16 protein-coding genes are annotated in these 17,027 nt (G+C 60.1%); 5 read left to right on the forward strand and 11 right to left on the reverse strand.

Going from position 1 to position 17,027, the window contains the following annotated elements; translation table 11 throughout:
* Nucleotides 1-384: 384 nt before the first annotated feature.
* Both ASH01S_RS05675 and hxlB read right to left on the reverse strand, forming a co-directional pair.
* Nucleotides 385-1,407, reverse strand: a complete 1,023-nt coding sequence (locus ASH01S_RS05675; protein ID WP_067924939.1) for a zinc-dependent alcohol dehydrogenase family protein — start codon at nt 1,405-1,407, stop codon at nt 385-387.
* A gap of 17 nt (nt 1,408-1,424) precedes the next feature.
* Nucleotides 1,425-1,922, reverse strand: a complete 498-nt coding sequence (gene hxlB / locus ASH01S_RS05680; protein ID WP_304504133.1) for a 6-phospho-3-hexuloisomerase — start codon at nt 1,920-1,922, stop codon at nt 1,425-1,427.
* A 563-nt stretch (nt 1,923-2,485) separates the two neighbouring features.
* On the opposite strand from hxlB, the gene ASH01S_RS05685 reads away from it, so the two are divergent.
* Nucleotides 2,486-3,508 carry an NADH:flavin oxidoreductase/NADH oxidase gene (locus tag ASH01S_RS05685; RefSeq protein WP_067924942.1) on the forward strand — a complete coding sequence of 341 codons (1,023 nt, stop codon included), beginning with the start codon at nt 2,486-2,488 and terminating at the stop codon, nt 3,506-3,508.
* A 160-nt stretch (nt 3,509-3,668) separates the two neighbouring features.
* Here the strand turns inward: ASH01S_RS05685 and ASH01S_RS05690 are convergent, their stop codons facing one another.
* Nucleotides 3,669-5,327 carry a long-chain fatty acid--CoA ligase gene (locus tag ASH01S_RS05690; protein WP_067924944.1) on the reverse strand — a complete coding sequence of 553 codons (1,659 nt, stop codon included), beginning with the start codon at nt 5,325-5,327 and terminating at the stop codon, nt 3,669-3,671.
* A 392-nt stretch (nt 5,328-5,719) separates the two neighbouring features.
* Between ASH01S_RS05690 and ASH01S_RS05695 the strand changes: the two genes are divergently transcribed.
* From ASH01S_RS05695 to ASH01S_RS05710, 4 genes are read left to right on the forward strand one after another with little or no spacing between them, the layout of a single operon-like run.
* Nucleotides 5,720-6,454: a FadR/GntR family transcriptional regulator gene (locus ASH01S_RS05695; RefSeq protein WP_067924946.1), complete on the forward strand. Its 735-nt coding sequence runs from the start codon at nt 5,720-5,722 to the stop codon at nt 6,452-6,454.
* A gap of 2 nt (nt 6,455-6,456) precedes the next feature.
* Nucleotides 6,457-7,209: a (Fe-S)-binding protein gene (locus ASH01S_RS05700; protein ID WP_067924952.1), complete on the forward strand. Its 753-nt coding sequence runs from the start codon at nt 6,457-6,459 to the stop codon at nt 7,207-7,209.
* Complete coding sequence (locus ASH01S_RS05705; RefSeq protein WP_083516850.1) at nt 7,206-8,684, forward strand: LutB/LldF family L-lactate oxidation iron-sulfur protein; 1,479 nt, start codon at nt 7,206-7,208, stop codon at nt 8,682-8,684. Before ASH01S_RS05700 ends, ASH01S_RS05705 begins: the two co-directional genes overlap by 4 nt.
* Before the next feature lie 5 nt (nt 8,685-8,689).
* Nucleotides 8,690-9,349, forward strand: a complete 660-nt coding sequence (locus tag ASH01S_RS05710) for a LutC/YkgG family protein (RefSeq protein WP_067924954.1) — start codon at nt 8,690-8,692, stop codon at nt 9,347-9,349.
* Nucleotides 9,350-9,371: 22 nt separating this feature from the next.
* On the opposite strand, the gene ASH01S_RS05715 is transcribed toward ASH01S_RS05710, so the two are convergent.
* The 8 genes from ASH01S_RS05715 to ASH01S_RS05750 form a co-directional block, all read right to left on the reverse strand.
* Complete coding sequence (locus ASH01S_RS05715; RefSeq protein ID WP_245628944.1) at nt 9,372-10,049, reverse strand: MgtC/SapB family protein; 678 nt, start codon at nt 10,047-10,049, stop codon at nt 9,372-9,374.
* Nucleotides 10,034-10,870: a glycerophosphodiester phosphodiesterase gene (locus ASH01S_RS05720; RefSeq protein ID WP_067924958.1), complete on the reverse strand. Its 837-nt coding sequence runs from the start codon at nt 10,868-10,870 to the stop codon at nt 10,034-10,036. Before ASH01S_RS05720 ends, ASH01S_RS05715 begins: the two co-directional genes overlap by 16 nt.
* Before the next feature lie 69 nt (nt 10,871-10,939).
* The gene (locus ASH01S_RS05725) at nt 10,940-11,908 is read right to left on the reverse strand and encodes a sugar phosphate isomerase/epimerase family protein (RefSeq protein ID WP_067924960.1); all 969 of its coding nucleotides are present in this window, start codon (nt 11,906-11,908) and stop codon (nt 10,940-10,942) included.
* A gap of 110 nt (nt 11,909-12,018) precedes the next feature.
* Nucleotides 12,019-13,014 (reverse strand): Gfo/Idh/MocA family protein, encoded by a 996-nt coding sequence (locus tag ASH01S_RS05730; RefSeq protein WP_067924962.1) that lies wholly within the window; start codon nt 13,012-13,014, stop codon nt 12,019-12,021.
* On the reverse strand, nt 13,007-14,062 hold the full coding sequence (locus ASH01S_RS05735) for a Gfo/Idh/MocA family protein (protein WP_067924966.1): 1,056 nt from the start codon (nt 14,060-14,062) through the stop codon (nt 13,007-13,009). Before ASH01S_RS05735 ends, ASH01S_RS05730 begins: the two co-directional genes overlap by 8 nt.
* Nucleotides 14,063-14,091: 29 nt before the next feature.
* Entirely contained in the window at nt 14,092-15,081 is a 990-nt protein-coding gene (locus ASH01S_RS05740; protein ID WP_067924969.1) for an oligopeptide/dipeptide ABC transporter ATP-binding protein, read from the reverse strand.
* A complete protein-coding gene (locus tag ASH01S_RS05745; protein ID WP_067924972.1) occupies nt 15,032-16,060 on the reverse strand; it encodes an ABC transporter ATP-binding protein in 1,029 nt (342 codons plus the stop codon). Before ASH01S_RS05745 ends, ASH01S_RS05740 begins: the two co-directional genes overlap by 50 nt.
* A gap of 24 nt (nt 16,061-16,084) precedes the next feature.
* The gene (locus tag ASH01S_RS05750; protein ID WP_067924975.1) at nt 16,085-16,975 is read right to left on the reverse strand and encodes an ABC transporter permease; all 891 of its coding nucleotides are present in this window, start codon (nt 16,973-16,975) and stop codon (nt 16,085-16,087) included.
* Nucleotides 16,976-17,027: the final 52 nt, after the last annotated feature.

The following is a 17,027-nucleotide window of genomic DNA, read 5'->3' on the forward strand; positions in this document are numbered from 1 at the left end:
ATACAGCTCCTCTCACCCCCAAATTCTAGTTCATTCAACAACACCAGAACACAAATAAACAATTCTTGACGTGTAGACTATAGCAAATCAACAAGACATTGTCTAGAGTTGAACATCTACAAACACCCAACCACAAGATAATCACTCATGAGGGAGTGCGATGTCATGGGAGTAGAGTGACCATGATTTCAAGATTCGGTTGTAGGCAGGAGAAAGGAACTTCGATCCACGGGTGCCCAGGGGATTTTCTATATCTCTCCGGAACTTGTGGACCGTTACAAAACTTAACTCCCCAAACTTATATCGCTCCCCGTGCCATGCTCAAAACTTCAGTTCGTCACTCCCCATATATCTTCAAAATCTTCACTGCGCCCATACCCACCGTCACACACTTCCAACTATCACCTTTATATGTCCACGCCCGGACTCGACCTGCTTGATGGCGTCTCCAAAATCGTCGAGTGAAAATCGATGTGTAATGATGTCACGAACATTCACAATACCCCGCTGCATGAATTTAATTGCCCGATCAAAACAGTGCGTCTGCGCGAATGAACCAATAATCTTCAGTTCTTTTCGGAACACTTCATACGGACTGATGACCATTTGGTCCGATTCGTTGCACACGCCGTACACCACGATCTTCGCGCCGTACTTGGCGAACTGTGTGCAGTGCTGGAGGACAGTGACTGCCCCTGTCGCGTCGATAATAACGTCAAATCCTTTCGGGTAACGCCGCTGTAACTCGGCCGTATGCTTGGAATAGTCGGACCTATCCATACGTACTACGTCAGCTGCCGCCAGCCCCGCCACCACTTCCAATTTGCGCTCGTCGGAAGCGACCACCACGAGGTTTCCGGCGCCCGCGTGGCGCAGCAACTGCGCCAGCACGATGCCCGTCGGTCCGGTACCAAACAACAGTACATCGTCCCCAGGGCGTACATCGATCACATCCAATCCGTGCACCGCACATGCTGTCGGCTCAATCATGGCTGCTTCTTCAAACGTAAGATTGCCAATCGGGAACACCTTGTCATGCCCCGCAGCCACATATTCGGCGAAACCGCCGGGCCCATTACACCCCAGAGAGTAGAATCTTTCACAAAATAGTGGTTCATTCCGCCGGCAGTAGTAACAGTGACCACACAACACTGTGTTGTCCACCGCCACTCTGTCCCCAGGCCTGAAAGCCTCCACCCCGCTTCCGACCTTGACAATCTCCCCAGCAAACTCATGCCCAGGTATCAACGGAAACTCCGTCAGAAACTCGCCATGGTGAATGTGCACGTCCGTTTTGCAAACGCCACACGTGGCGACTCTAACAAGGACCTGATTTGCCGCAATCTCCGGAACTGGCACATCTTCCACTCGAAACGAACGCGGCGCATCATATACAACCGCTTTCACGATTCCCTCACCTTCTTCTATTCCAGGTTAGTGTGCAGCTCGACCATATCCGTCTCTGTCCGGCCAAGCCGCTCTTTTAATCGCATTGCCAGCATATCGAGCAGCATGAGCTGCACCTGTTCAAACAACGTCCCCATCGGCTGGACGGACGAAGTGCCATTCCTGTCGTCACGCATTGTCCGCGCTGGAATCAAGACTGCTTGGTCCACCATTGGAAGTAATGGTGAATCCGTGGCGGCTGTAAAGAAAGCGATCCGAGCCCTGGCCGTCTTCGCAATCTTCATCAACGCCTCTACAGTCGCAAGATACCCAGCTCCAGAACTGGTCAGAAAAAGATCACCCTCGCCTATGCGTGGTGTCGTAACGTCGCCCACCACGTGAACCGTCAGCCCCAAATGCATCAGGCGCATCGCAAATGCTTGCAACATCAGTCGTTCGCGACCCAGGCCATACACGAACACCCGCTTAGCTTGGCAGATTTCGTCCAGTAGTTGTCCCAACTGCTCCTCCTCCACGCGTTGGAAGGCCTAGCGCAATTCTTGCATCATCCGATCCCGCAGTTCGAACGTATCACACTGGCCATTTCCCATTTGTTTACAAACATCCCCCTCCGCGGGATTCATAATGTTTGGTACCTATCCACCTGCAAACCCGGTTGAAATCCCCAGGCGAATCCTCATGTCTCACCATCTTTCTGAAATACACCAACAAAAATCAACAAATTAATCAGCCGATCTGTTTAGTTTTGATAAAAAGACAGTTCTATTGTGTCTTATCAACCACAACCTTGCAAGCTCCTAGGATCACGTGAACGTATAAAAAGTGCACACATAAACATGATCAACACAAAATTAACATTTAATGGAAATCGTTCGCCGGAAGGGATGTGAATCATAACCTCCCTCCTTTGCACGTCATGGGTGGACACACAGGGGGACCCGTTGACTGGCTCCTTGGCTTACAATAAGATAGTATCTGCCCCGACCAGAAGGCGCCGAGATTGGACGCATCTTCCTTTGGAAGGACAAACAGGGCTTCTATGCCCGTTCCAGTCTTGCTAGGAGGAGGGACTGCACACATGTCGAAGCTCTTTACCCCGTTTTCTTATAAAGGTCTTGAACTGAAAAACCGCGTCGTGATGGCGCCGATGTGCCAGTATTCGGTGACCGCCAAGGATGGCAAGCCCAACGATTGGCACTTTGTCCACTACACCAGCCGCGCCGTGGGCGGGGCCGGTCTGATTATCATCGAAATGACAGATGTCGAACCGGACGGTCGTATCACCGACTACGACCTGGGGCTGTGGTCAGATGACCACATCGCTGCCTTCGCGCGCATCATTGATGCCTGCCACCGACACGGCGCCAAGGTCGGAATTCAGATTGCCCACGCCGGACGTAAAGCCGAGGACGCGGAGGTACCCGTGGCACCCTCTCCCATCCGCTTCGAAGGTCCGGGATACAAGACGCCGCGCGCGTTGAGCACGGACGAAGTGAAGCAGATGGTGGAAAAGTTCCGCCAAGCGGCCCGGCGGGCGGTGGCTGCGGGCGTGGACGTCATCGAGCTGCACGGGGCGCATGGCTATCTGATTCACCAGTTCCACTCTCCGTACACCAATCACCGCGACGACGAATACGGACAGGATTTGGCCCGGTTCGGCCACGAGGTGATTCAGGCGGTAAAAAGCGAAATGCCGGCCTCGATGCCGCTGTTCATGCGCGTCTCCGCGGTGGAGTATGTGGACGGGGGCTACGATGTAGACCATATTTTGGAAATCGGGAAACGGTACAAGGACGCGGGTGTCGACATCTTCCACGTCAGTTCAGGTGGCGAAGGGCCGGCTGGCAAGCGCAGGCCGGGAAATTATCCGGGCTACCAAGTTCCGTTTGCCCGCGCATTCAAGGAGACGCTGGGGACGCCGGTGATTGCAGTGGGCATGCTGGAGCATCCCGCCCTGGCGGAGGCGGTCGTAGCCAATGGGGACGCCGATTTGGTGGCGATTGCCCGAGGCCTGCTGCGCGATCCGTATTGGCCGATTCACGCGGCGCAGGCGCTCCAACAGGAGCCTCAGGTGCCAAAGCAGTACATGCGGGCTTTTTGACAGACGACAACATCCAGACCGCCCGCACGCCCCGGGGCGCGACAGCCGGTAGCCGCCCGGGCGCGTGTCTGGACTCCATACACACAGAAATATGCACAGGCCCAGACAAACCCGCCAGGTTCCTGGCGGGTTTGTCTGTTCTTCCGCACCCCATGCGGGGTCAAGCGTGGCTCTCTCCGCTCAACTCTGGCGCTGTCGACGCCACCAGTTTGCCTTCCTGATACCACTGACGCAGCGTCTTCTTCGCAAACTTGCCCACGCTGGTCTTGGGGATTTCCCTGACAAAGACCACGTCGTCGGGCAGCCACCACTTCGCGACCTTCGCGCGCAGAAACTCCAGGATGTCCGCCTTCGTCACGCGGCCCTCGGCGCCCTGGGCCGGCACCACGCAGGCAAGGGGCCGCTCCTGCCACTTTTCGTGCGGGATACCGATGACCGCCGCCTCGGCAACCAGCGGATGCGCCATGATGGTGTTTTCGAGATCGACCGAAGAAATCCACTCACCGCCGCTCTTAATCAGGTCCTTGGTCCTGTCGACAATCTGCAGATAGCCGTGCTCATCCAACGTGACGATGTCGCCTGTGCGGAACCAACCGTCCACAAACGACTGCTCGGTCTGATCTGCATCCTTGTAGTATTCGGCTAACACCCACGGCCCACGCAACCACAACTCGCCCATCTGCTTCCCATCGTGAGCGACCTCACGTCCGTCTTCGCCGACAACGCGCATCTCCAGGCCAGGCATGATGAGACCCGTTTTTGTCCGCAGCTTCAGCCTCTCGTCTTCGGAGAGATGGGATAAGGAGCTCTTGGGTTCATTCACGAAGGTCACGGGGGTCGTCTCGGTTTGCCCGTACCCTTGCCACAGACGCACCCCCAGTTCACGCTCAAAAGCCTGGGTCAGCGACGCCGGCATTGCGGCCCCACCGGACATCAGGAAACGTACACAGCTGAAGTCGTATTGTTGTGGATGGGCCCGGACATGCTGCAGCACACCCATCCAGATGGTCGGGACCCCCACCGCGAAGCTCACCCGCTCTGTGTGTATCAACTCGCACAGGTCTTTCGCAGTGGGGCGGCTGCCCGGATAGACCTGCTTGGCGCCCATCCAAGTGTCGCAATAGGGACGCCCCCATGCGTTGACATGAAACATCGGCACCACGGGCATGGTGACATCGTACTCACGCGTCCCCAGCTCACCGGTCAGACTGGTCAAACAGTGCAGATACAGACCACGATGCGTGTAAAGAACCCCTTTCGGATTCCCGGTGGTGGCCGACGTATAGCTCAGAATGGCCGGTGTCCATTCGTCAAACTCCGGAAACTCGTAGGTCTCGGGCTGGCCGGCGATGAAATCTTCGTAGTACACGGCACCAGGCAAAGACGTGGTGGGAGTCCCCCGTTTGTCCGTCATGATGATGTAGTGCTGGACAGTCTTCAACTCCGAGACCATCGACTCGATGAGCGGCACCAAGTCCTCATCGACAAACAGCGCCTTGTCTTCCGCGTGGTTGATGGTGTACACGATTTGATCCCGGAACAGACGGATGTTTACAGTGTGAAGCACCCGCTGAGAACAGGGGACGGCAAAGTACAGTTCGAGGTGACGGTGGTGGTTCCAGGCAAACGACGCGACATGCTCTCCCCGTTGCACGCCCAAAGCGTTCAGCGCGTTGGCCAATTGGCACACCCGCCGGTGCATGTCGGCGTAGGTATAGCGCACGGTTTGTGAGTAATCCCGAGACACAATCTCCTTCTCGGGAAACACCGTAGCGGCACGATACAACACAGAGCGGAGCAGCAGCGGATAGTTCATCATTGCGAACTTGTTTCCCCCTTTGTCGGACCAGGGCAAGCGCTGCGGATGGACTCCTGGCCAACTGGTTCCTGGCTCCGTGGCCCAGCATAACTGGGCGGAGCCGCCAAAGGCAAGCGGACGACAGCCACAACCCCCATTCGGATCGACCGTCTCGCAACCCTACCAAACAGTCGGTCGATAGCAAACACGCTCACGATAGCGCTTTCATTCGTGCAAGGAACGGGTTTTCATGTCTGTATCATACACCTTATCGGCCATTTCCGATAGATGTGGTGGATGATCTGCCCGCCATTGGGCTTGGCAGCAGCCGTCGCTGCATGGTACAGTATAGCCATGTGGTGATCTGATGACTCGGTTATCGACACATTGAACACGCTGAAGGAGGAAAACGCTTGCCATCGCTCCAACCCATCCGCACGACCAAGACCACCGAAGCCGTGACCGAACGGCTGAAAGAGGCTATCCTGGGGGGCGTGTTTGCCCCGGGCAGTAGGCTGCCCTCGGTGCGGGAGCTGAGCCAACAGTTTTTGGTCGGACAGGCGGCGGTGCGGGAGGCCCTGTCAGCGCTCAAGGCGATGCACCTGGTGACGGTGAAACAGGGCGAGGGTACCTTCGTCACGCGCTTTGACGCGTCCGCGCTCGCGCGCCAAGCGACGGCCACCGGGGTGTTGACGCGGCAGGAGATGCGCCACCTGCTGGAGCTGCGGCGAGTGGTCGAAGGCGGGGCCGCCCGCCTCGCGGCCGGTCGCCGAACGACAGCTGACATGGAGACACTGGCCGGCGCATTGGCCGAAATGGAGGCCGATATCGCCAGTGGATCTGTGGGAGAGGCGGCTGACTGGACGTTCCACCGGGCGGTCGCGGCCGCCTCCGGGAATCCACTGTTTCCGTCGCTGCTGGATACCATCGCGGAGAAGGTGCAGGCCCAACTGTATGAAAGCCGCCGGCGGCTGTATGAACGACCGGGCGAAGCGCAGACCCTGCTACGGCAGCACCAGCACATCGCGCAAGCCATCTCTGCAGCCGACGGGGACGGGGCGGAAGCCGCCATGCAGACCCACCTGCTCTATGTCGAGAGTCGATTGCACCTGGAGCATCCGTCAACACAACCGTCCGAGGAGGTATGAGCGTGAAGGTGGCTCTGTTCGTTACGTGTCTGGTCGACAGCCTGTACCCGCAGGTCGGTGAAGCGATGGTGCGCCTTTTGCACCGGCTGGGCGTCGACGTCGATTTCCCGGAGCAGCAAACCTGCTGCGGGCAGCCGGCGTTCAACAGCGGTTACTGGGACGACGCCCGCGAGGTCGCCCGCACCCTGCTCGACGCGTTCGATCCGTACGATTACGTCGTGTCTCCGTCCGGATCGTGCTGCGGCATGATTTACCATTACTACCCTGATTTGTTTGCCGGCGACGCCGAGAGCCGCCGGCGGGCGGCCGCCCTGACCGAGAAGACCTATGAATTCTCCCAGTTTCTCGTGCGCGTGTTGGAAGTGTCGGATGTCGGCGCCAGCTTCCCGGCGCGGGCCACGTACCATCCGTCTTGCCACGGATCGCGCCTGCTCGGCGTGCGCGATGAGCCGCTGGAGTTGCTCCGTCACGTGCGCGGTCTGGAGTTGGTCCCTCTCCCCTACGCGGCCGATTGCTGCGGTTTCGGTGGTACGTTCGCGGTCAAAATGGGCGAACTGTCGAGTGCGATGGTGGAGGACAAGGTCCGCCATGTCGAGGAAACACAAGCGCAGGTACTGGTGGGCACGGATATGGGCTGCCTCATGAACATCGGCGGCCGCATGGCGCGCGAAGGCCGCCGGGTCCGCGTGATGCACCTGGCGCAGCTGCTGTATGAAGGGACGCAGGCACAGCACAGGAGGGAAATCGTGGGATGAGCCAAACCGGGATTCGGGAGCGGGCGAAATCGGCGTTGCAGGATCCACTCTTGCAGCAGGCGGTGCAGTTCACGACCGACAGATTGCGCACACGCAAGGCGAATGTCACCGAGACGTTCGGCCGCTGGCAGGAATGGCGGGACCGGGGCCGCGACATCCGCGCCCATACGATTGCCCATCTGGACTTCTATCTGCAGCAGTTCGCCGACAACGTCCGATCGGCGGGCGGCCACGTGCACTTTGCGGCCGATGCCGAGGAGGCGGCGCAGGCCATCGTCGACATCGCCAAGAAGCGGCGGGCCAAGCTCGTGGTCAAGTCCAAGTCGATGGTCTCGGAGGAAATCCACCTCAACCGGCACCTGGAGGACGAGGGAATCCAGGTGGTGGAGACGGACCTTGGAGAATACATCATTCAACTGGCCGGGGAAACGCCTTCGCACATCATCATCCCCTCGATTCACAAGACGCGGGAGCAAATCCGGGAGTTGTTCACCAAGGCGGGCGGCGAAAACCTGACCACCGACACGAAAGCGCTGACCGGCTTCGCCAGGCGGACGCTGCGGACGCTGTTTCAGAGCGCCGACATCGGCGTCACCGGGTGCAACTTCGGCATCGCCGAGTCGGGCACGGTGGTCCTGTTCACGAACGAGGGCAACGCAGACATGGTCGCCAACCTGCCGCGGACGCATGTGGTCATCATGGGCATGGAGCGCATCCTGCCCAGCTTTGCCGACCTGGAGGTGTTTTCGCACCTGCTTCCCAAAAGCGCGACCGGGCAGAACGTCATCACCTACATGTCGTGCTTCACCGGTCCCAGGCGCGACGGAGAGGCCGATGGCGCCCGCGAACTGCACGTGGTCATCCTCGACAACGGTCGCTCCCGTCAGCTCGGCGACGCCGACTTTCAGGACATCCTGCATTGCATCCGCTGCGGCGCCTGCCTCAACGTGTGCCCCGTGTACCGGCAGATTGGTGGGCACGCGTACGGATCGGTCTATCCGGGGCCTGTCGGCGCGGTGCTGACGCCGCTGCTCAACCCGGGACCCGAGTACGCGGACCTGCCGTACGCCTCCAGTCTGTGCGGCGCTTGTTTCGAAGCCTGCCCGGTCCAGATTCCGCTGCACGACATGCTGGTCAAACTGCGCCGGCGCCACGTGGCCCAGGGGTTGGCCAAGCGCGGCGAACGGGCAGCTTCCCGCGGCTTCCGGCTTGTCTTTGCCCGTGCCGGGCGGTACCGCGCAATCATCCGAAGCGGACGCCTGGGTCAGGTGCTGGTGGCCCGCCACGGCGGGATTGACGCGCGCATCGGTCCGCTGCGCGGCTGGACGCAGACGCGGCGCGCCCCGGTCCTCGCCAAGCGGTCGTTCCGGGAAGGCTGGCCCGGACTCAGACAGGAACTCCGCCAGGGCAACCGCCCGCCCGCGACAGGGACTGAAGGCGCACCCGCGCATGAGACGGCGGTCAACAAGGAGTGAGGCCCATGGAAGAACAAGCGTTTCTTGCCCGCATTCGCGAACGATTGGGCCGCCAGGACGGGGCTCCTGTAGCGCCGTACCGACGCGGTGCACCCGAATTTTGGACCGGGCGTTCGCTGAGCTCGGCGGATAGGGTATCCACTTTCGTCGAGCGGTTTGCCCAGCAGGGCGGTCAGGCGTGGGTCTGCCCGGATCTCACAGACCTGCACAACCGACTGGAAGGGTTCCTCCGCGATCTCGCCCCGCCGGCCATTGGGGTGTGGGGCGGCGATACCCTGAAAGAGTTCCAGATTGACGGACTGCTCGCACGGTTTACGGTCCTACGCTGGGGAGAGGCGCCGGCGAAATCGTTTGCCGACACCCACGTCGGCATCACCGGCTGCGCCGCGGCAATTGCCGACACTGGGACCTTGATGATGGCGGCGGACGCTTGGCGAGGCCGATCCGTCCACCTCCTGCCGACGGTGCACATCGCGTTGCTTCACGCCCGGCAGATCAAGACCCGACTCGGCGAGGCCCTGCCGAAGCCCGGGGAGCGCGTGCCGTCATCGCTGCACTTTGTCAGCGGGCCCAGCCGGTCTTCGGACATCGAAAACGACCTGAGCATCGGCGTGCACGGTCCGGCGGCGGTATACGCCCTGGTCCTGGCTGTGGAGGGGACGTGATGCGCGTCGGTCGTCGCGTCGGTCACAGCACCTCGATTTCCGCGTAGCGGACATCGGCAAGAGCGATGAGTCTGCGGTAGGCATCCGGGATCTCCTCGTGGCCGAGGGCGGCCGCGCACGTCAGAAACACCTCGTGCCCGTCCTGAAGGCCGCGCACGCGCAGGTTTTCCACGTGCATCCCCAGGCCCTCCACCGCCGCCACCACCGCCTCAATCGCGCCTTCGCTGCCGACGACCACGGTGACATGGACCTCGTCTTCACGCAGTGCGCGCGGGCCCACCCGCTTCATGACAAACGGGATCACCTCGACGCTGATGATGATGAGGGCGAGGCCCATCAGCGATTCCGCATAGTAGCCTGCGCCAATGGCGATGCCAAGGCCCGAGGCGGCCCAGACAATGGCCGCGGTGGTCAGTCCAGAGATCACCTCGTTGCTGCGGCGCAGGATGACGCCGGCACCGAGGAAACCGATACCGCTGACAATCTGGGCCGCCAATCGCATGGGATCGGCCCGTATCAGCTGCGATTCGCCCCAGGAGGTCACCGCCGACTCGATGGAGACAATGGTCAGCAGGCAGCTGGCGACCGAGATGACCAGACAGGTTTTCAGGCCCAAGGGTTTGTGCTTGATCTCCCGCTCCAGGCCGAGGACAATCCCGCATAGGGCGGACAGCCCGAGCTTGATTAGGATGACGGCCACGTGCTGTCCTCCTTCAGCCATTGTCTGCGCACCGTCTCCGCCACGTCCGGATGGTTGGAGATCAGCACATCCACGCCCCACCGATACATCTCCGCAATGCGGGCCGGATGGTTCACCGTCCAGGCGGCCACCTGGACGCCCGCCTCATGACAGGCGGCCACAGTATCAGGTCGGATGAGAAGGTGTTGCAGATTGACCGATTCGGCACCAAGCCGCCGCGCCCGGCGCCACGGCTGTGCCACCTCGTGATCGTACAACAGACCGGTGGGGACATCCGGCCAGCGCGACTTCAGATACTCCAGGCAGGTGTGACGAAACGAGGAAAAGCGGACAAGCTGGAAAGGTACCGACATGCGGTGCGCCAATTCCCGCGCAGTCGGCACGACGGCATCCACGAGCGACCGACCGTTCGCCTGATACACCTTGAGCTCGATGTTGACGATGGTATCTTGGCGCGCCCTCCAAATCGCCGTCAGCGCCTGCTCCAGCGTCGGGATGGGCTGAAACGCCAGGCCCTGCTCAGGGACCTGGCGCATCAGATTGGATGGGCGGGAACCTGGACGGGTGGACGCTGGCCAATGGGCAGCCGCATTCAACCGCGCCAACTCTCGTGCCGTGAACGAGGCCACCCGGCCATGACCGTCGGTCGTCCGATCCACCGTCGCATCATGTATCACCACCGGAACCCCATCCGCCGACAGCTGAACGTCCAACTCGATGCCCTCGATGGGTAGATCCAGTGCCCGCTCGTAGGCCAAGCATGTGTTCTCGGGGTAACGCCCGCTCCATCCTCGGTGCGCCTGGATCTGGGGATGTGCCATGGGGATGAGATCATCTCCTGTCCATCTTGGGGTGCCGTGGTCTCCGGTCGGTCCGACGTCAATAGGCTATCACGCCCACCACACCTTATCCAGACGCTCGCGGATGAGCTGCTGCTGTAAAAATTTTACCGCCTTTTGGAATCCTTCTTCAATCGACATCAGACTGTCTTCATGTTCGATGCTGATGGCACCGTCGTAGCCGACCAGTTGCAGGGCGCTCAAGATCTGCCGCCAGGTCTCCTCCCCGTGGCCATACCCGACGGTGCGGAAGATCCACGAGCGGTGCAGCTCGTCCGTATACGGCTTGGTGTCCAGAACGCCGTTTTTGGCCGTGTTCTCGCGGTCGAACGCTGTGTCCTTGGCGTGCACGTGGAACAGCGCACCTGCCGCCGCCAACTCCTTGATGGCAACCACCGGGTCCATAGCCTGCCAGAAGAGGTGGCTCGGGTCAAAGTTCACGCCGATGGATTCACCGCAGGCTTCGCGCAGCCGCAGCATCGTTTCGGTATTGTATACGACAAAGCTTGGATGCGGCTCAATCGCAATCCGCACCCCATGCTCCGCGGCAAACCGGTTCTGCTCGCGCCAGTACGGAATGACCTTTTCATTCCACTGCCACTCAAGCACGGTCAGGTTGTCGGTCGGCCAGGGGCAGGTCACCCAGACCGGGTACCGGGAGTGCTCCGACTCGCCGGGGCAGCCGGAAAACGTGATGACGTTTTTCACTCCGAGCCGCTCCGCCAACAGCACCGTGTTGACAAAATCCTCATGCGCCTGCCGCGCCGCGTCGGCGTAAGGATGGAGCGGATTATCGTGACAGCTGAGGGCGCTGATCTCCAAGCCGCGGCTTTCCACCGCCTGTCGAAACGCCCGCAGCTTGCCCTCGTCGGCGAGCAATTCGGCCGGATTGCAATGCGCTTTCCCAGGGTTGCCGCCGGTGCCGATTTCGACGGTCTGCAGACCGGCCTCGGCGATGATATCGAGCGCCTCCTCAAACGGTTTCTGGCCAAACAAAACGGCAAACACTCCAAGCTTCATGGCAACCTCTCCTCAGAATCCAGGATGGCGTGAACAGATGCATACTTCTCCGTTCAATTTTAAAAGAATCGGGCGTATCGGGACAAGGGAGAGGTGAAAACGGGCACCCTTCAGCGGAGTCTCACCGGGCGGCCAGACTGCGCCGATTCATAGGCAGCCAGGGTCACCTCCAGCGCGCGCAGACCGTCTTCGCCGGAGATGAACGGCTCCTTGTCTGTTCGCACGCATGCGACAAAGTCGGTCAGTAAGCCGGCGTCCATCGAATCTCCGAAGAACACGTGCTGGTACCTTCCCTCCTGGTCCTGGTAGACGTTCAGGTGCTGCGCCAACGCGTCGACCCGGGTGATCCCTTCCGTACCCACCACCTCAAGCGTCACATCCCCCCACGTCGGGTAGGTCTGGGGGCGTGACCAACTAGGGTCATGGGAGGCAAACACCCCGTTGTCAAACTCAAGCATGAGGAGACCGCAATCGTCAGTCTCAATATCGTAGAAGCGGGTGTCGATCTCGGCGTACACTTCGCGCACCTCGCTGTGCGTCAGCCAACGCATGATGTCTACCACGTGCACGGTGTGGTCCATCACCGCGCCACCACCCGACCACTGCCGTTCTACAAACCATCCCCCTGGATTCTGCCCATGGTTGGTACCACGGATGGCCACTATCCGCCCAAGGCGGCCAGCATCCACGGTCTGCTTGAGCCGGCGTAGGGGTGAACAATAGCGCACGGGAAACGCGATTTGCAGCTTGACGCCGTGCTGACGGCAAGTTTCAATCATCCGCTGTGCGTCCTCGACGCGTGTGGCCATCGGCTTTTCACACAACACATGCTTATGCGCCTGGGCCGCGGCGATAACCATCTCGGCATGCCGGGAATTTTCCGAACACACGATGACGGCTTCGATATCGTCCCGTGTGAGCAGGGCTTGATAGTCCTGGTAGAACGCGCCACCAAACCGTGCTTGGGCGGCTCGTCCGCGTTCTTCGTCGAAGTCGGCTACCGCTTGAATGCGCACGCTGGGCATGCGACGCAGGATGTCTGCGTACGTGTACGCGTGCATGTGCGCAAAGCTGAGGATGCCAACGCCGAGGTGGTATTCAGTCATCCTGATTCCCCCTTGTCAACCGCTCTTGCACTGACGCTGTCGTGTTGGGTGTCTGGGCGAGTCGAACGGGTTTTCCCGCGCGCGCACTGGCTAGGGCGGCCAAACTGATTTCCAACGCCTTGCATGCATCCTCCGCCGTCACCAACGGCTGCACGTCCCGGCGAATACACTCCAGAAAGTGTTCGAGTTCCAACTGGTATGGGCTTTTGACGAGCGGACTCTCGGGCACCTGGACCCCTGCGTGCGCCCGCTCCGACTGCCGAATCTGCGTATGCACAGCAATCGCGTCCTGACTTCTAAACTCAATCAACCCCTTAGCCCCGGCCATCTCCAGCTCCGTATAAAATCCGCTCGGATACGCCCAGGTGCCCTCAACGTGGGCGATGACTCCATTTTGGAAGCGCAGACTGACAAACGCGTGATCCGATTGGACCATGTCGCGGCCCAACTGACTCTTGGCATAGACCCGGTCCACCTCGCCGAAACACCAGCGCAAGAAGTCAAAGTCGTGAATCATTGAATCGACGATGACCGTGCCGCACTTAGCAACATTGGCGTACCAGTCCTCCCAGCCGACGGGAAATGCGCCCCCGCGCATGGCTCGGACAACGCCCACGCGGCCGACAGCACCATCGCACACCAGATCATGGGCGCGCCGATACTCGGGAAAAAACCGCACCACGTGCGCGATGTACAGCTTCACCCCAGCCGCTTGGCAGACGCGTATCATCGCCTCGGCGTCGGCTAGGGTGCGGGCAATCGGTTTTTCACAAATAACGTGACACCCCGCGACCGCCGCCGCTTCCACCACCTGCCGGTGCAAATAGGTCGGTACACAGACATCGACAACGTCCGGCTGCGCCGCCTGGATGAGCGCGTTCAGCGTCGTGTAGGCCGCGGTTTCCCGGCGGGCAGCCAGACGCTGGGCGGCTTCCGGGCGGATGTCGAGAATGCCGACCAAATCGACGTCCGCCATCTCCCGATAGGCTTCAGAATGCACCGTCCCCATCGTGCCCGCCCCGACAACAGCCACCTTGAGCCTACTCATGCGTGTTTCCTCCTTTTCACCCGTGGCTCTCACCCAGAGACGACCTGTGAGGCGTTCATGGTCTCGGCGTGATGACACGCCACCTGGCGGTCACCTATCCACCGCAGCTCGGGCCGCTCACGCCGGCACGTCTCGGACGCCAGCGGGCAGCGCGGATGATAGGGGCACCCGGCTACTGTCGATCCGCTTGTTTCCGCAGTCCGTCTCCCAACAGCCCGAAGCGGCGTGACCCCCTGAGCCGTAAACGCCGGAATAGAGTCGATCAGAGCTTGGGTGTACGGGTGGAGAGGGTGCGCGAAGAGGGCCTCCGAATCGCCAAATTCAATGATGCGCCCCTTGTACATCACTGCGGTCTGCTCACACATCAGCCGGATCACGGCAAGGTTGTGAGAAATGAATACGTATGTCAACTCCATATCTTCTTTCAACGTCTGTAGCAGGTTGAGAATCTGCGCTTGAATCGACACATCCAGGCTGGAGACCGCCTCATCGAGCACAATCAACTCGGGCATCAAGGCGAGAGCCCTGGCAATGACAACCCGCTGTTGTTGCCCGCCGCTCAACTCACTCGGAAATGAGTTCCATAATTCTGAAGCCAATCCGACTTTCTCCATCAGCGCCAGCGTCGTCTTCCGCCGCGATTCCTTGTCGCCAACTTTATGAATCCACAACGGCTCGGCAATGTTTTCGGCAACGGTCAGATTCGGCATCAACGCCGACAAAGGGTCCTGGGCTACAAACTGCACATGCCTCCGAAAAGGTTTCAACCGGTGCTCAGGCAGGTGCGTGACATCATGCCCGTGCAGCCACACCTGTCCAGAAGTCGGCGGTATCAACATGAGCAAGATACGCACCAGGGTCGATTTCCCGCTGCCGCTCTCCCCAACCACACCCAAGCTCTGACCTTTGGTCACTGTCAGCGAAATGTCATCACACGCCACCACCTCACCGCGCTGGGCAGGAAACGTCTTACAGATGTGTTCCAGCTGCGCCAACGGATTGGATGCCAAACTGGCCATCATCATCCTCCTCCATGTCTACGTAAGGGAGCCAGCACATCACTTCATGCCTGTCGCCGAGCTTCACGAGGGGCGGGCGTTCGCTGCACTGGTTCCGACGGTGGGGACAACGGCTCGCGAACAGGCACCCGTGCGGCAGCGTTCCGACAGTGTTCACCGGGTTCCCAGCGATGAATGGCAGCTTTTCGCGGCGTCCGTCAATGCGTGGAATCGAGCGCAGCAGACCACGCAAATACGGGTGCGCTTCGCCCTTCATCAGCTCGTGCGAAGGCAGATGCTCAACGACCATCCCGCCGTACATCACGTACACCTCGTCAGCCATTTGCGCGGCCACTGCCATGTCGTGCGTCACCAGCACCATCCCCATCCCGTGCTCGGCCTGCAGTTCCTTGAGCAAGGCCAAGATCTCTGCCTGAACGGTGACGTCCAAAGCGGTCGTGGGCTCGTCGGCAATCAATAGCTTCGGCCCAGCTATCAGGCCCATGGCAATCATCACCCGCTGCAGCATGCCGCCACTGAATTCAAACGGATAGCTGGAAAACCGCGCGCGGGCGCTCGCGATGCCCACGCGCTCCAAGAAGTCAAGCGCCTGCTGCTGGGCCTGACGAGGAGTGGCAAGGTGATGGTAGAGCAGGGGCTCCATTAGCTGTTGACCGATGGTCTTGGTCGGGTTTAGGTAGGCCATGGGATTCTGGAAGACCATCGATATGTGATGCCCGCGCAATCTTCTCACCTGGCGCGACGAAAGGGAAAGCAGGTCCTGACCGTCAAACCAGATGTGACCAGATACGCGGGCAGTACGGGGCAAAAGCCGCATCAGGGCGGTCATGGCCGTACTCTTGCCGCTGCCGCTTTCACCCACGATGGCAACTGTGCCTCCGGCTTTGAGCTCCAGGTTGAGACCGTTGACAGCATGCACCGTCCCCTCGTCCGTGCCAAATTGCACGTATAAATCCTCTATCCGAAGTAGTACGGACACAAGTTCCCCCTCCTCATCGGCAGGCTAGCGCCGCTGCTTGGTATCAAACGCATCACGCAGCCCGTCGCCGACGAACGTGAACGCCAGCAGGGCCACAGCAAACACCAGTGCCGGGGCGAGCAGAAGGTACGGGTAGGAGAACAGGGACGACTGCCCTTCTATGATCATCTGCCCTAGATCCGGTGTGGGCGGCTCAATGCCCAGCCCAACCACGGACAAGCCCGCCTCGGTCATCATATTGGCGGGGATGCCAAAGGTCACTGCGACCAAGATAGGCCCCAAGGCATTCGGAATCACATAACGCCGTATCGCCCGCCACCACCCGGCCCCCAGGCTGCGCGCACTCTCGATGTATCCAGACTGACGAATGGCTAGCACCTGGCTGCGCACCACCCGCGCCATGCCGACCCAGCTGGTGGCCGAAACGGCAATCAACACGGCCCAAATGTTGTGCCCCAGCAAGACGACGAGGATGATGCTGAACAAGAAACTGGGGAACGCATAGACAATATCGACGATGCGCATCAACACGTTGTCGACAACTCCGCCCATGTAACCGGCGATGGCACCCAACAGAAGTCCGAGTGTCAACTCCACGACCTCCGCGCCAAAACCTACAATGCAGGCGCTGCGCAACCCCCATAGCACGCGGCTGAATACGTCCCGTCCCAGGGAATCAGTACCCAGCCAATGCCGGACACTCGGTGCTTGGTACGTAGCCGTGAAGTCAGACTTGAAATAGGAGTACGGGGAGAGAACCGGCGCCAGAATGGCCAACAACACGAGCAACGCCACCACCCCGAGCCCTACAACCGCCACTTTGTTACGGCAAAAGCGATGCCACCGCATGTGCAGAACGGATCGACGCCGGACACCTTGCAGCAAACTGTCAGACCGTCCGATTTCAATCGCCATCTGCACGCCTCCTCACAAGTGCATAAAACACCACTGTTTGCATCATGAAACG

Origin of the sequence: Alicyclobacillus shizuokensis NBRC 103103 (assembly GCF_001552255.1) — a bacterium.
GTDB lineage: Bacteria > Bacillota > Bacilli > Alicyclobacillales > Alicyclobacillaceae > Alicyclobacillus_G > Alicyclobacillus_G shizuokensis.

Coding starts and splice junctions, on each gene's coding strand:
- ASH01S_RS05720 (WP_067924958.1), bottom strand. CDS start 10,870: ATGGCACATCCCCAGATCCAGGCGCACCGAGGATGGAGCGGGCGTTAC.
- ASH01S_RS05685 (WP_067924942.1), top strand. CDS start 2,486: ATGTCGAAGCTCTTTACCCCGTTTTCTTATAAAGGTCTTGAACTGAAA.
- ASH01S_RS05705 (WP_083516850.1), top strand. CDS start 7,206: ATGAGCCAAACCGGGATTCGGGAGCGGGCGAAATCGGCGTTGCAGGAT.
- ASH01S_RS05725 (WP_067924960.1), bottom strand. CDS start 11,908: ATGAAGCTTGGAGTGTTTGCCGTTTTGTTTGGCCAGAAACCGTTTGAG.
- ASH01S_RS05690 (WP_067924944.1), bottom strand. CDS start 5,327: ATGATGAACTATCCGCTGCTGCTCCGCTCTGTGTTGTATCGTGCCGCT.
- ASH01S_RS05730 (WP_067924962.1), bottom strand. CDS start 13,014: ATGACTGAATACCACCTCGGCGTTGGCATCCTCAGCTTTGCGCACATG.
- ASH01S_RS05750 (WP_067924975.1), bottom strand. CDS start 16,975: ATGGCGATTGAAATCGGACGGTCTGACAGTTTGCTGCAAGGTGTCCGG.
- ASH01S_RS05740 (WP_067924969.1), bottom strand. CDS start 15,081: ATGGCCAGTTTGGCATCCAATCCGTTGGCGCAGCTGGAACACATCTGT.
- ASH01S_RS05710 (WP_067924954.1), top strand. CDS start 8,690: ATGGAAGAACAAGCGTTTCTTGCCCGCATTCGCGAACGATTGGGCCGC.
- ASH01S_RS05735 (WP_067924966.1), bottom strand. CDS start 14,062: ATGAGTAGGCTCAAGGTGGCTGTTGTCGGGGCGGGCACGATGGGGACG.